General features: G+C 60.4%; 13 protein-coding genes. 12 read left to right on the top strand and 1 reads right to left on the bottom strand.

Translation table 11 applies throughout. The features are described from left to right. Positions 1 to 513: 513 nt before the first annotated feature. From ACILSI_RS07085 to ACILSI_RS07035, 11 genes are all read left to right on the top strand, one after another. The gene (locus ACILSI_RS07085) at positions 514 to 1,524 is read left to right on the top strand and encodes an NAD(P)-dependent alcohol dehydrogenase (protein WP_395721161.1); all 1,011 of its coding nucleotides are present in this window, start codon (positions 514 to 516) and stop codon (positions 1,522 to 1,524) included. Between the two features lie 70 nt (positions 1,525 to 1,594). After that, positions 1,595 to 2,005, top strand: coding sequence for a hypothetical protein (locus ACILSI_RS07080; RefSeq protein ID WP_395721160.1), 411 nt, complete (start codon positions 1,595 to 1,597; stop codon positions 2,003 to 2,005). Positions 2,006 to 2,112: 107 nt separating this feature from the next. Next, positions 2,113 to 2,706, top strand: coding sequence for a hypothetical protein (locus ACILSI_RS07075; protein WP_395721159.1), 594 nt, complete (start codon positions 2,113 to 2,115; stop codon positions 2,704 to 2,706). A 67-nt stretch (positions 2,707 to 2,773) separates the two neighbouring features. Beyond that, positions 2,774 to 3,148: a hypothetical protein gene (locus ACILSI_RS07070; protein ID WP_395721158.1), complete on the top strand. Its 375-nt coding sequence runs from the start codon at positions 2,774 to 2,776 to the stop codon at positions 3,146 to 3,148. Positions 3,149 to 3,171: 23 nt separating this feature from the next. Further along, positions 3,172 to 3,573: a phage holin family protein gene (locus ACILSI_RS07065; protein WP_395721157.1), complete on the top strand. Its 402-nt coding sequence runs from the start codon at positions 3,172 to 3,174 to the stop codon at positions 3,571 to 3,573. Continuing rightward, positions 3,546 to 3,947 carry a hypothetical protein gene (locus tag ACILSI_RS07060; protein ID WP_395721156.1) on the top strand — a complete coding sequence of 134 codons (402 nt, stop codon included), beginning with the start codon at positions 3,546 to 3,548 and terminating at the stop codon, positions 3,945 to 3,947. The genes ACILSI_RS07065 and ACILSI_RS07060 overlap by 28 nt, the downstream gene beginning before the upstream one ends. Positions 3,948 to 3,962: 15 nt before the next feature. Then, complete coding sequence (locus ACILSI_RS07055; protein ID WP_395721155.1) at positions 3,963 to 5,066, top strand: type IV pilus twitching motility protein PilT; 1,104 nt, start codon at positions 3,963 to 3,965, stop codon at positions 5,064 to 5,066. Between the two features lie 36 nt (positions 5,067 to 5,102). After that, positions 5,103 to 6,206 (top strand): type IV pilus twitching motility protein PilT, encoded by a 1,104-nt coding sequence (locus ACILSI_RS07050; RefSeq protein ID WP_395721154.1) that lies wholly within the window; start codon positions 5,103 to 5,105, stop codon positions 6,204 to 6,206. Between the two features lie 84 nt (positions 6,207 to 6,290). Next, complete coding sequence (locus tag ACILSI_RS07045) at positions 6,291 to 7,415, top strand: hypothetical protein (RefSeq protein WP_395721153.1); 1,125 nt, start codon at positions 6,291 to 6,293, stop codon at positions 7,413 to 7,415. 77 nt (positions 7,416 to 7,492) lie between these two features. Next, the gene (locus tag ACILSI_RS07040; protein WP_395721152.1) at positions 7,493 to 8,935 is read left to right on the top strand and encodes a phospholipase D-like domain-containing protein; all 1,443 of its coding nucleotides are present in this window, start codon (positions 7,493 to 7,495) and stop codon (positions 8,933 to 8,935) included. Between the two features lie 255 nt (positions 8,936 to 9,190). Next, positions 9,191 to 9,568 carry a rhodanese-like domain-containing protein gene (locus tag ACILSI_RS07035; protein WP_395721151.1) on the top strand — a complete coding sequence of 126 codons (378 nt, stop codon included), beginning with the start codon at positions 9,191 to 9,193 and terminating at the stop codon, positions 9,566 to 9,568. A gap of 76 nt (positions 9,569 to 9,644) precedes the next feature. On the opposite strand, the gene ACILSI_RS07030 is transcribed toward ACILSI_RS07035, so the two are convergent. Continuing rightward, positions 9,645 to 10,796 carry an ROK family protein gene (locus ACILSI_RS07030; protein WP_395721150.1) on the bottom strand — a complete coding sequence of 384 codons (1,152 nt, stop codon included), beginning with the start codon at positions 10,794 to 10,796 and terminating at the stop codon, positions 9,645 to 9,647. 177 nt (positions 10,797 to 10,973) lie between these two features. Here ACILSI_RS07030 and ACILSI_RS07025 point away from each other — a divergent pair, with 177 nt between their 5' ends. Beyond that, entirely contained in the window at positions 10,974 to 14,048 is a 3,075-nt protein-coding gene (locus ACILSI_RS07025) for a PSD1 and planctomycete cytochrome C domain-containing protein (protein WP_395721149.1), read from the top strand. Position 14,049: the final 1 nt, after the last annotated feature.

The raw sequence follows: 14,049 nt of genomic DNA, 5'->3' as shown, positions 1-14,049 counted from the left end.
TTTAAGGGGAAGATGCTGATTGTGGAACGCTTGTTTTTGAATCGTGGAACGCTCTTCAGAGCACTCAAAAAGTGACCATTTCGTCACACGAGCCCAGTAGGGGGGACCAAGATGCCTCCACTCAAAGAGATGACTCCCGTTGATCACCATTACATAACTGTATTTCAACAAATTAACGCACATAAACCCACCATTGATGAAACCTCAATTAAAGAGCTTGCTAGCGATACTCAGTAACTCTCCAGTTAGCCCCCCAGTGGTCAAAAAGGGCACTCTGGAGCCACGCCGATATTTTTTCTCGCATCCGCATATTCCCTATCCCCCCTGGCCACTGAAACTGCCACGAGCAAGGACTGCAAAGTTTTCATTTTCGACACATCCACAGTGTTTTGGCTCCAAGTGCGAATGCTTTGCGCCCCTGAGAGCAGGTTTGTTCACACCTACTTCATGAGGGGGATGGAACAGACCAGATCCGCCTTGTTCAGCAGCGGACAAACGCTAGCCTTCCGGCTCATGAAAGCGTATCAAATCACCGGTGCCGACGGCTTGCAGTCCTTGAAATCTGTGAGCCTCGCAGACCCGAATCCCGGCCACGGCGAGGTTTTGATCCGCATTCGCGCGGTGAGCCTCAACTTCCGCGATCATATGAATGTCATGGGCATTCGCGGTGTGACTGGGCCCGTGCCGCGCATCCCGTGCTCGGATGGCGCGGGCGAGGTGGTGAGCGTGGGCGAGGGGGTGGCCCCTTGGAAAGCTGGAGACCGGGTGGTGATCCCGTTCATGCCGAGCTGGATGGATGGAGAGTTCAGCCAGACCCATGCCTCGCAGGCGCTCGGCGGCGCGGTGGACGGACTGCTGCGTGAGCTGGTGGTCATCCGTGCCGAGGCCTTGCTGACAGTGCCAGCGCATCTGTCTCTTGAAGAAGCCGCCACCCTGCCCTGCGCGGCGGTCACGGCCTGGGACGCGCTGCATTCGCGTGGTGGTTTGAGAGCGGGTGAAACGGTGCTCGTGCTCGGGACGGGCGGAGTCTCGATTTTCGCGCTCCAGTTTGCCAAACTGGCTGGCGCGCGGGTGCTGGCCACGACGAGCAGCGATGAAAAAGCCCGCCACCTGCTCGAATTCGGCGCGGATGCCGTGCATAACTACAAGACCGATCCCGCGTGGGATGAGTGGGCGCTGGCGCAGACTGGCGGACGCGGGGTGGACAAGGTGATCGAGATCGGCGGCCCCGAAACACTCAACCGCTCCATCAAGGCGACGCGGTTTGGAGGCCACATCGCGCTGATCGGGGTGCTCACAGGCACCAGTGGCGAGATACAAACCGTGCAGATTCTGCGCAAGGGCATCCGGCTGGACGGCATTTATGTAGGATCGCGGGCGATGTTTGCGAAGATGCTTGGCGAAATGGAAAGGCGGCAAATGAAGCCAGTGATTGACTCGACGTTTGAGTTTGCGGATGCTGCGGCAGCCTTCCAGCGGATCGAAAGCGGACGGCATTTTGGCAAGATCGTGATCCGGGTGTGATAAAGACGCGGCGTGAACAATGCCGGTGAGCAGGATTGATATTGGAACGAGAAGTGCTCACAATTCCCCTATGAGCCTGCCACAAATCACATTCGACCTGCCCATGTTGAAGTTAGTCCTGTCCATTGTTGGAGGTCTGCTTCTGATCTCGATGATTCGGATCTTGTTCCTTCTTCGTACCAACAAACGCCTGCGTGAGGACACTGAAAAGATGGAGAAGCAGGTGCTCGCCCAACATAATCAAATTCTCTCCGTGCGTCAGGACTCCAATGCTTGGCGTGGTGACATCCAGCGCATGTTTGACGCGTTCCGCGCCGAGTTTTCCAAACGCCTTGAGGAATCAGAACAGCGCTATCAGGACATCCAGCAGCGCATCACAGACGTCGCCACCCCCAAGCCCCCGCCCGCCGCCGTCTTGGCTAAAGAAGCAGAAGAGGAGGAGTCTGTTGTCGCGCCAGTGCCGGCGCTGGCGATCTCCTGATATTTTTCACCCATCACTGATTCTCTTCGTGGCGTTAATTTTTCGTCAAAGCGAAGAACTACATGCTTGTTTGATTTGGAACGATGCTTGCTGCATTTAACCAGCCTATGCTCAACGGTATTTTTCAAGATGCGTCGTTCCTGCAGCTTCTGCTCTGGATCAGCGGCGCTTTGTTTTTCATCTCGCTGGTGCGCATTTTCCTGCTGAGGAGGCAAAACCGCCGCATGCTGCAGGAGACTTTGAAAATGGAAAAGCTGGCCGCCGAGCAGCAGGCAGGAATCATTACCAGCCACCATGACACGGCCTCATGGCGGGCCAAAATGCAGCGTCAGTTCGACGCGCTGCGGGCAGAACTTGCCGTGCGACTCGACCAGTCCGAGCGAAGCAACGAGCACGCGCAGAAAAAACTGGATGAATCCTGGCAGCAGGAACTGGACGCCGCGCGTGCCAAAATCCGCAAGCTGGAGGCCGCCCTCAGTGCCGCGCCGAAGCCGGAGGCCATCGCCAAGCCCGTCATACCGACCTTGCCCGCCATGGAGACTCTGCGCATTGAGGCTCTTGAGGCCGAACTGACAGCGGCCAGGGCCGCGCTCACAACCGCCCGCCAGCAAAATGCCGCGCTACGGCTGTCCAGTTTGATGGCTCGCCGTCGGCAGTCCGCGCCGCGCCGCAGCAGCATGCGCACGGCTCGCCACGGTTGAACGCGGAAATCATCTTCTGCTTTTTCCTCTCGCCAAGGCGACGAGGCTGTCTTTAATTCGAGTTACCATGACTGAAAATCCCACCGCAGAGACCGCCTTCGGCGCCAGCGCGCCACACGATCCCTTCCAGGCCGCAAAAGCCAGCGCCATGAAGGCCGCCGAGGAACTGCGCGCCGCAGCCGCTCAAAAGGCCGCCGAGTTTCGGACCGCCGCTGAAAGCCGCGCACAGAACTTCCGCGCCACGGCCGAGGCCAAGGCTGCCGACATCAAGGAGAAAGCCGGCGAGTTTCGTGAATACGCTGATGAGACCCTGGGTGAGGCGCGTGAGCGCTTTGCCGACCTGCGCGTCGAGGCTGAAAAATTTGCACGGGAAAAGCCTCTGCAGGCCCTGCTGGCCGCATTCGGCATCGGCTTCATCGTCGGCAATATACTGCGCCGTTGATTCCAACACCGCACGAACGCCCCATGGACCCAGGCTCGCCCCCCGCCGCCGAGGAACGCGCCAGCGCCTCCGGGTTGCTGCGTTCCCTGGCGCTTTACGCCGAGGCACGGGGACGACTGCTGCACATCGAAGGCCAGGAGGCCGGCGCGCGCCTGTCGAGCCTCACCGGCTGGTTCATGCTTGCGCTCACCGCGCTCATCATCGGCTGGATGCTGGCGGCCCCGGCCCTGGTTTGGATCATCGCCGAGTTCAATGGCTGGCATTGGACACGGGTCGCCTTGGCCGGAGCCGGAGCGCATCTTTTTCTTGCCCTGCTTTTCCTGGCCGGATTCAAAAACCGGTTGCGCGGCCTGCGCCTTTTTGAGGAAACCTTCAATCAATTCCGCCGCGATCGCGAATGGCTCAACCGCAACAAGAAAGACTGACCGCAAAGCAGCAGGCTTTGCGCGACCTGGAGGAAGCCCGCTTCTCCCTGGACTGGCATGCCGCGCATGCGGTGGAAGAATGGAGTCCGCGCGCGCTTCTGGCGCGCAGCATGCAGAAAAACCGCCTGCTCTGGATCGGTGGCGCGGCGCTGGGCGGTTTGGCGTTGATGCAGCTTCTGCGATTCTCCGTCAGTGCCAATAACAGGCGTGACAATCTGAACGCTCCCGCTAAAAATCTTGGCCGGCTCGCGTTGCTGCTCGGTCCGCTTGTCACTCTCGGGCGTAAGACCATTCTGAACCACGCCGCCCAGTTGTTTGAATCCTATCTGCATCAGAAAATTTCTCCGAACGCCACCACCACAGACAGAGTCTAGCGTCATCTCTCTTTCATGTCCGATCCCAACCAACCCTCTCAAGATCTTCTTCCTGTTTTAGGCTCCGTGGACGACTACCTGCGCTTCTGCATGGAGTATGATGCGTCCGACCTCCACCTGGCCACGGGTGCGCAGCCCACCTGGCGGCGTTATGGCAACCTGCAGCCGATCTGGAACAACGCGGCTATCCTAACTCCCGAGGACACCCGCCGTCTGGCCTATGGATTCCTTGGCGAGGCACAGACGAAGCAGCTCGAATCACGCGGCGACGTTGATTTCGCCTACTCGCCCAATTACGGCCGCTTCCGCTCCTCTGTCGTGCAGCAGCGCCTCGGCATCGACATGGTTTTCCGCGTCATCAAAACGCAGATCAAGTCTGTCGAAGAACTGGGCCTTCCAGACACGGTGAAAACGCTCACACGCTTTCACAACGGTCTCATCCTCGTCACCGGCCCCGTCGGCTGCGGCAAATCGACCACACTCGCCGCCCTCGTGGACTCGATCAACGCCGAGCGCCAAGATCACATCATCACGCTCGAAGACCCAATCGAGTACGTCATCGAGCCGAAAGGCTGCCATGTGAACCAGCGCGAGGTTCACACCCACACCGCCTCGTTTGCCGCAGCGCTTCGCGGTGCGCTGCGTGAAGACCCGGATGTCATCATGGTCGGTGAAATGCGCGACCTCGAAACGATCTCGCTCGCCATCACCGCCGCTGAAACGGGCCATTTGGTGCTTGGGACGCTCCACACCGGCAGCGCAGCGCGCACACTGGACCGCGTGCTCGACGTGTTCCCTATCGACCAGCGCGAGCAGATCCGCATCATGGTCTCCGAATCTCTGCGCGGCATCCTCTCCCAGCAGCTCGTGCCGAAGATAGACGGCAATGGCCGCGTCATGGCACTCGAAATCCTGGTGAACACGCCCGCTGTAGGCAACTGCATCCGTGAAGGCAAGACTTACATGCTCGGCGGCGTCATGCAGACCGGGAAAAACGTCGGCATGATTCCCATGGATGACTCCCTGCGCAATCTCTACGCCAGCGGCCAGATCAGCCGTGAGGAGTGTGAATCCCGCGCCGAGGACAAGATCCTCATGCGCAAATACTTCGAGTCCTGATTTCCCGCCAGCAACACCTGCGAACAGCGCCCTTCCATGCCAATCATCGACCAATTTTTCCAGAAGCTCATCGAACTGGGCGGATCAGATCTTCATCTCAGCCAGAACCAGCCGCCGAAAGTGCGCGTGCATGGCAGCATCAAGCCCATTTCAGACCAGATCCTCGACGAGCGCATCATGGAGACCATGATGCGCGAGATCTGCGAGCCGCGCGCCTGGGATCGCTACAAGGAAAAAGGTGATCTCGACTTCGCCTACGAGATGGACGCGGACAACCGCTTCCGCTGCAACTATCTGCGCCAGCAGCATGGCTACGCAGCCGTGTTTCGTATCATTCCCACGAAAATCGCCTCGCTGGAGCAGCTTGGCATTCCGCCGGTGGTCAAAGAGTTTGGTCACATGCGCAGTGGCCTCGTGCTCGTCACCGGCCCCACCGGCTCAGGCAAATCAACGACGTTGGCGGCGCTGCTTGACTACATCAACACCAACTTCCGCCGCCACATCATCACCATCGAGGAACCGATCGAATTCGTGCATCGGAATAAGAAAAGCATCATCACTCAGCGGGAGGTGCCCATTCAGACCCCTTCCTTCGCTGACGGCCTCCGCGCCGCGCTGCGCGAGGACGCCGACATCGTGCTCGTGGGTGAAATGCGCGACCTTGAGACGATTTCTCTCGCGCTGACCGCCGCAGAAACCGGCCTGCTCGTCTTCGGCACGCTGCATACCAACAACGCCCGCAAGACCGTTGACCGTATCATCGACGTCTTCCCCTCCGACCAGCAGAGCCAGGTGCGCACCATGCTCGCCGCCTCGCTCAAAGGCGTCGTGGCCCAGCTCCTCATGAAAAAATCGGACGGCAAAGGCCGCGCCGCTGTGAACGAGATCATGGTGTCCAATCCAGCCGTCGGCGCGATCATTCGTGAAGGCGCCACGCAGAAGCTTTACGACGTGATCATCGGCGGCAAGGCCCAGGGCATGCAGTTCATGGACGAGGCCATCTGGCAGAAGCTGCGCGACGGCTACGTCAGCCCGATGGAGGCCTACATGAAGGCCATCGACAAAAACCGCTTCAAAGCCTTCCTGCCACCCGAAGACGCCGGCGTCGCCGTTGCCGGCGGGGGCGACTCCAACAAATAAAAGTCAACCCGTGCCACGCCGCAGCGCCATAGATGATTCTTGCCGCACCTGCCGCGCTGAAGTAGCCTCATCCTCAAATCACGGATGAGCACGCCAACCAAGGGTATTTCTGGTGAGCCAGACTCGCCACGCGGCAGCAGCCCGCCCGGTGCGCTGGCCCTGCTGGGGGCCACCGCTCTCGGCGGTGTCATTGGGTCACGCATGGGCGGCGCTCCGCTCATGCTTGCAGCAGGCGCCACGGCGCTTGCCCTGATGCGCAAGAAGCCCGTCTCGCCTGTGGTCGTTATTCCAGTGCCGCCGCCTCAGGAAAACCAGCCACAAAACTTGGTCAAACAGTGGCTGGAGCAGCAAACCGAACGCGAACTGCAGGCTCCTTTCATGCCTCTGCCCCATGCGCCCGATGCAGAGGACGATTACACACCCGTGTCGCTGATGGTCGATGATTCCACCGAAACTGCCGTAATGAATCTGCGGCAGGAGGTGTTTGCCCATCTCACCGAGCCCGTCATTCCAGCCACGCGGGCCGTGGCCGAACGGCAGGCGGAACCTGCCATCATGCCCGCTGCCTCGGGATGGATTCCAGGCATTGATCCGCTGCCAAGCTGGAGCGAGTCCCCCGATATTCCCGCTTTCAGCGGGGCAGACGCGCCTGCATCCGAAAACATGCCGCTTGAGGCTGTTGTCAGCGCCCCGGTCTTTGCCGGAGGTTCGTTGCCGGATGAGATCGAGCTCACACAGCCACCGGAATCAGTGACCTCGGACACGCCTCCGCAGCCAGAGGCTGAAAAGTCACTCTTCAAACTGTTCACCCCCGCAGAAATGCCGCCTCCAGCGGAACAACCTGCTGCGGAGACGGAACGTGCCCCCGAAATCCCCGTGCAGCTCGCCAAACCAGGAGAGGCATCCTTCGACGCCCCCATCATGCTCAGCAGCACCTGGCCCGCTCCTGAAAAAGTAACCTCCCCGCAGTCAGCACCTGTGGTGGTTGAGGCAGAGATCATCCTCCGCCCGCGTGCCCCGATGCACAACACCGTCACTTCCAAGAACGTGCCCGCCGCGCCACCGTTTATCCCCGCCGGTGCCACATCCAGCCCCGCTACCCCCGAATCCGCCGCCCAGGAGGCAGGTCAGCTTCCACGCGCCCCTGTGCAATCCCCGCGCGAACAGCGTGCCCGCAGCACTTGGCGTTCCTGGTGGCGTGGTGACTGAGGCACAAGGCTGGACATTCGATTGTCTTTGGCGTTCCGTGTTGGTTGTTCAGTCCCTCCTGTTTCAATGTGCCTACCATGAACCCGCCTGAACTCACCCTCTGGACGGGCGCGCTCGCCCTCATCTCCATCGTCGCGGCGCTCGTCGCCCTGGCTCATTTGCTTCTGCGGCATCGAGATCACCGCTCCGCCGCATTTTGGACAGCGCTGGTCGTGTTTTCGCCACTCGCCGGACCTCTCTTATATGTGTTCTTCGGTATCAACATCCTCAGAAGGCGCGGGAAGCAGTACCGCCGTGGCATTCATGAGCCCTGGCATGACCCGGTGCCGGAGCATCCCCTGCCCTTTCCAGCGGAATGCGCTGACGCGCATGAGCATCAGCAACTGGCCAGAACGCTCGACCGCATCTCACGCTTCTGCTTCATGCTCGGCAACAAGGTCACCCCGCTTCACAACGGTGATGAGGCCATGCCCCGCATGCTGGAGGCGATTCGCGGCGCGCAGCACAGCATCGCCTTGGCGAGCTATATTTTTGAGTCCATCGGCATCGGCGCTGACTTTGTCACGGAGCTTTCAAACGCGGTCAAACGCGGTGTGCAGGTGCGGGTGATGGTGGATGACGCCGGCACGCGCTACTCCTGGCCGCCAGTGGTCGATGCGCTGAACACTGCCGGTGTGAACACGCGCCGCTTCATGCCCAACCGGATGATCCTGCGCCTCATCACCATGAACCTGCGCAACCATCGCAAAATCATGGTCGTCGATGGTGCCACCGCCTTCACCGGTGGCATGAACATCCGCGAGGGCAACATGCTGGCCCACAAGCCCGCCCATCCCGTGCATGACCTGCACTTCGAGGTCGCCGGCCCCATCGTGTCGCAGATCCAGCGTGTGTTTGCCGAGGACTGGGCTTTCTGCACGGGTGAGACCCTGGAAGGCCCGGCCTGGTTCCCTGCCCTGTCCTCCGCAGGCCAGACCAGCGCCATCGGCATCGTTGATGGTCCGGATGAGGACCTCGAGGTCATGCCTGCGGCCTTCTTCGCAGCCCTGAACGCCGCCCGCGAGGAGGTGAGCATCATCACACCCTATTTTCTACCCACCCCCATCCTCATGGCCGCGCTGCGGCTCTGCGCGATTCGCGGCGTCAAAGTCACCATTTTGACTCCGGCTCAGAACAACATCCCCTTTGTCGCCTGGGCGGCACAGACGCTCTACCCTGAACTTTTGGCGGTCGGCTGCCGCATCTTCGAATCCCCTCCGCCCTTCGATCACTCCAAATTCTTCCTCATCGACGGCGTCTGGTCTTTCCTCGGCTCCACCAACTGGGATCCGCGCAGCCTGCGGCTGAATTTCGAGTTCAACCTCGCCTGTCATGACGCGGCCCTCGCCCGGTGCCTCCGCACCGAGATGGACGCCAAACTGGCCGTCAGCCGCGAGATCACCCAGGAGATGCTCGAATCTGCCCCCGTGTTCCAGCGTCTGCGCAACGGTTTTGCCCGGCTCTTCATCCCCGTCCTGTAAATGGATGCAGCATTTGGCTAAAGCAAACGTATCTAGCTTCGTTACTGACCCAGCCATGACGAACACGGAAACCAGCCGCAAAGCACCACGCATTTTTGTCGGGAATAATTCCACGGCCTGCGACGTCACAAAAGACCTGCTCATGCCGTTCTTGTCTGAAGACCGCTTTTTATGAACCCTTTGCCCCGGAAAACGGGGCCGCTGCCGCGCACAGCCTCCCGCGTACACCCTAACCCAAACCATCCATACCAAATCATGAAGAAAATCATCGCTCTCGTCTTCGCGCTCGTCGCTTCCTCCGTCTTCGCCGCCGAGTTCCCGGACATCAGCATCGCCGACCTCAAGCAGGCCATCGCAGACAAGAAGGTCACCGTCATCGACGTGAACGGCGCCGCCTCCTACGCCAAAGGCCACGTTCCTGGCGCAATTGACTTCGCCTCCAAGGGCGCGGATCTCGCCTCCGTCCTTCCTGCTGACAAAGGCGCGCTCGTCGTCGCCTATTGTGGCGGCCCGCAGTGCAGCGCCTACAAGGCCGCCGCCAAGAAGGCTGCTGAACTCGGCTACACCAACGTGAAGCACCTCTCCGCTGGCAAGTCCGGCTGGCTGGCCGCTGGTGAGGCCGTCGAGAAGTAATCCCCTTCTCTCTCATCGCCGGGTGTGTTGGAAAGATCCAGCCACCCGGCTTTTTCATGCACTCGTCCGGCGCTCATCATACCGGTGCCCAAGATTCCATCGCCAAGCTTGCCGCGCCCAGCGCTCCGGCCTCGTCCCCCAACTGAGAGGGCACCAACCTGGGCGGCGCATCCGCCAGCGATGGAAACAACCCCCGCACAGCGATCGTGATCGATTCACAAAAGCGCACGCCCAATTCTGTGAGCGGTCCGTGCAGGATGAACAACTCCGTGTCCGTGACCAATTGCACGCAGCCAACCACCCTCGCGTAATCCTCACACACCGCCTCCCACTCCGGCCCGGCAGTCTGGGCAAGTGCTGCCACCGCCGAGCGCAAATCCTCAGGCAAAGGTGCGTGGGCAGGAAGTCCTGAGAGCCGCCGCCATGTCGCAGGCGCGCTCAACGCGTGGTGCAGCTCCTGACTGTCGGCCTTGCCACCTCCCAGCGGCCAAGGCCAGCGCCCCACCTCGCCTGCGGCATGATGCGCCCCCTCCACCACACGACCTTGCTGAACCATCGCGATACCAAATCCACTGCGCGGCCCAAGAATCACATAATCGTTCAGATCGTGCCCGAGGCCGAACCAACGCTCCGCCAGCGCAATCACTCTCAGGCTGCCCTGCAGGATCACCGGCACGCCAAGCTTTGCGGCCACTCGTTCCACCACGGGAATTTGTTTCCAGTCTGGAATGAAGGTGAAAAGAATGCCAAGCCCGGCCTGTGGGTCCACCAAGCCCGGAACCCCCAGCCCCACAGAAATCAGGGGCCCGCTCATCGACTCTGCCAGCTTCAACACGCTCATCAGGATGGTTTGAATCACAATGTTGGCGGTCACCTCCGCTGGCAGCGTCCGTGTCAGCACCGCCACCACACGGCCGGAAAAATCCACGCCCACGGCCTGCACCCGCTGGGCGCTGAACTCAACCCCGGCAAACCACCCCGCCTCGGAACGCGTTTTTAGAATCCGCCGCGGCCGTCCCATCGGCCCCTGGTTGATGCCCGACTCGTCCAACAATCGCTCAGCAATCAAACGGTCCACGTACTGGCCGGTGGTGGAGGGTGAGATGCCCAACTCCCTAGCCAGCGTGGTCCTGGAGGTGGCACGTCCGCTACGCACATGCAAAACAGCAGCACCAAGCACTTCTCGTTGGAAAATAGGTTTTTTGCGCACTTGTGGCACCAGAACCATCACCTTCAGCCATCGTCCAGAAAGATTCCCACTCCCAGGCAAGGAATCTTCAAAAACTCGCTGCCTTGTGTTGAATCAGGAGAACACGCATCACTCCCTGAAAACACGTTGCCTGAGCACGATTCACCATGCCAGACGGCGTAATGTCACGCCAGACTAAGCGTATAAGTTTTTGCAATGCGCCCCCACCTGCTTCTGCTCATCACGCTGCCGTCCTTCGCCCCTGCCGCCGAGAAGATCGTCTTCAACCGCGACATCCGTCCGATCCTCTCGGACAAATGCTTTCACTGTCATGGACCGGATGAAAAGGAGCGCAAAAGCGGGCTGAGGCTTGATGTGCGGGACGCGGCGCTCAAACCAGCCGAGTCAGGGGCCATCGCCATCGTCCCCGGCACTCCCAAGCAGAGCGAGCTCATCGCCCGCTGCTTCACCAGCAACGAGGACGACCTCATGCCGCCCTCGAAAATGGGCAAACCGCTGACGGAACGTGAAAAAGCGCTGCTTCAACAGTGGGTAACCGAAGGGGCCGAGTATCAAGGGCACTGGGCCTTCCTGTCGCCGGTCAAACCAGCCGTCGCCGGACCCGATGCCATCGACAGCCTCATCACCGCCCGCCTTGCCAAGGAAGGCCTCAAACCTTCACCCGAAGCGGACCGCGCCACGCTGATTCGACGTGTCTCGCTCGACCTGACCGGCCTGCCGCCGACTCCGGCGGAGGTCGATGCGTTTGAAAAAGACCCAGCGACGAACGCCTATGAAAAGGTGGTGGACCGCCTGCTGCAATCACCTCATTACGGCGAACGCATGGCGATGCAGTGGCTCGATTTCGCCCGCTACGCCGACAGTCATGGCTTCCAAAGCGACAGCAGCCGCAGCATGTCCCCATGGCGCGACTGGTTGATCCGTGCCTTCAACCAGAACAGGCCCTTCGACCAGTTCACCATCGAGCAAATCGCCGGTGACATGCTGCCGAACGCCACGCTCGATCAAAAAATCGCCACCGGCTTCAACCGCAACCATCGTATCAACGGCGAAGGCGGCATCATCGGCGAGGAGTGGCGCATCGAGAACGTCATCGACCGCGTCGAAACCACCGGTTTTACCTGGCTGGCACTGAGCCTAAACTGCTGCCGCTGCCACGACCACAAATACGATCCCATCAGCCAGAAGGAGTTTTACCAGCTTTTCTCGTTCTTCAACAACACCACCGACCGCGGCACCATCACTGGCGGCTCGAATCGCGCCGGCGGCAACGAACCACCGCTCGTCACCGTCACTGATCCAGCTTCAGAGGCCAGACTGGCCTCGATGCAGAAGGAAATCGACACGACAAAGCAGCAAGCAGCCGCCGCTCGGAAAGACCTCGCCAAACTCATCGCCAATTGGGAGCCGCAGGCGTTGAAGAATCTCTCTCAGGCGCAAAACGCCTGGGTGCCGCTGCAACCAACACAGGTCGTCTCCAAACTCGCCGACAAAGGCGCGAAGCTCACACGTCAAGCCGACGGCTCGTATCTCGCCAGCGGACCGAACCCGACCAACGACACCTACATCATCGACGCGCCACTGCCGAAGGAAGGCGTGACCGCCCTCATGCTCGAATGTCTTCCCGATCTTTCACTGCCGAATCAAAGCCTGGGACGCTACTCCAACGGCAATTTTGTGCTCACTGACTTCGATGTCTTCATGCAAAAGCCCGGCGGCAAACCGGAGAAGCAAACGCTCGCCCGCGTGTCCGCCGATTACTCGCAGAAAGGCTACGAGATCGACAAAGTGCTCAAGCGTGACAAGGGCAAGGGCTGGGCCATCGACGGCAACAGCAAGAAAGACCCGCGCCGCGCCATGTTTGTGCTGCAACAACCGCTGCAAGCCCCGCAGGGCACGCTGCTGATGCTGCGCCTGCGCCATGAGGCCATCGGCGGCCACAACATCGGGCGCTTCCGCATCTCGTCGGCCAGCACGCCTGCCGAAACGCTTAAACTCAATGGCGACACGCAGCTTGCCGCAGTGAAAGGCATTCTCGAAGTCCCCGCCGCCAAACGCACAGCGCAGCAGAAGGCAGAGATACAAAAGTTCTTCACCACCAACGTGGACAGCCCGATCAAACGTGCCAACGACCTCGTGGTAGCGAAACAAAAGGCGCTGGAAGATGCCACGAGCAAACTGCCGAATGTCATGGTGATGGAGGAGATGCCGCAACCTCGCGAGGCCTTCATTCTCAGCCGTGGCGAATACGACAAACCGACCGTCAAAGTCGGCATGGGCCTGCCCGCCGTGCTGCCGCCCTTGCCCAAAGGTGCGCCGCTCAATCGTCTCGGCCTTGCTAAGTGGCTCGTCGATCCTGCCAATCCACTCACGGCACGTGTGTGGGTCAATCGTGCCTGGGAGAAGTTCTTTGGTTACGGCTTGTGCAAGACCACTGAGAATCTCGGCTCACAGGCCGAATACCCGGTGCATCCCGAACTGCTCGACTGGCTTGCAGTGGAGTTCATGCGCAGCGGCTGGGACATGAAGGCGCTGCAAAAACAGCTCGTCATGAGCCAGACCTATCGCCAGCAAAGCAAGGTCACGCCTGAACTCGTCGCGAAAGATCCTGACAATCGTCTCCTCGCACGCGGACCGCGTTTCCGCCTCGCGGGTGAGCTAGTGCGCGATCAGGCGCTCGCCTTGAGCGGCCTGCTCGTGCCAAAGATCGGCGGAGACAGCGTGCGGCCTTACATGCCGGAAGGTGTGTGGGACGAAACGAGCAAGTACGGCAACCTGCGTGGCTACAAGGCCGATTCGGGCGAGGGTTTGTATCGGCGCACGATGTACACCGTTTGGAAACGCACCGCCGCACCACCCACGATGCTGCTGTTTGACTCCCCTTCCCGCGAACTTTGCACCGTGAAGCGCTCCCGTACCAACACGCCGCTGCAAGCACTCGCGTTGTTGAATGAAGTCACCTTCGTTGAAGCTGCGCGCTCGTTGGCGCAGCGTCTCATAAAGGAAGGTGGCGCCACGGCTGAGTCGCGCATCGCGTATGGCTATCGCCTGGTCACCGCTCGTGCACCCGATGCCGATGCCAAGCGCATCCTGCTCGCAGGATTGAATCAGCGCCTCACAGAATTCAAAGCCTCACCCGAAGCCGCCTCCAAGCTCATCACCACCGGTGCCTCGAAGCCCGACGCCTCGCTCAATCCTTCTGAACTCGCCGCCTACACCCTGACGGCCAGCGTTCTGCTCAATCTTGACCGCACTATCACCCGCGACTGAC

This window comes from Prosthecobacter sp. (assembly GCF_044232965.1).
Lineage (GTDB): Bacteria > Verrucomicrobiota > Verrucomicrobiia > Verrucomicrobiales > Verrucomicrobiaceae > Prosthecobacter.
Note: the sequence above shows the minus strand (reverse complement) of the source record. Positions and strands in the feature narration are given on the sequence as shown.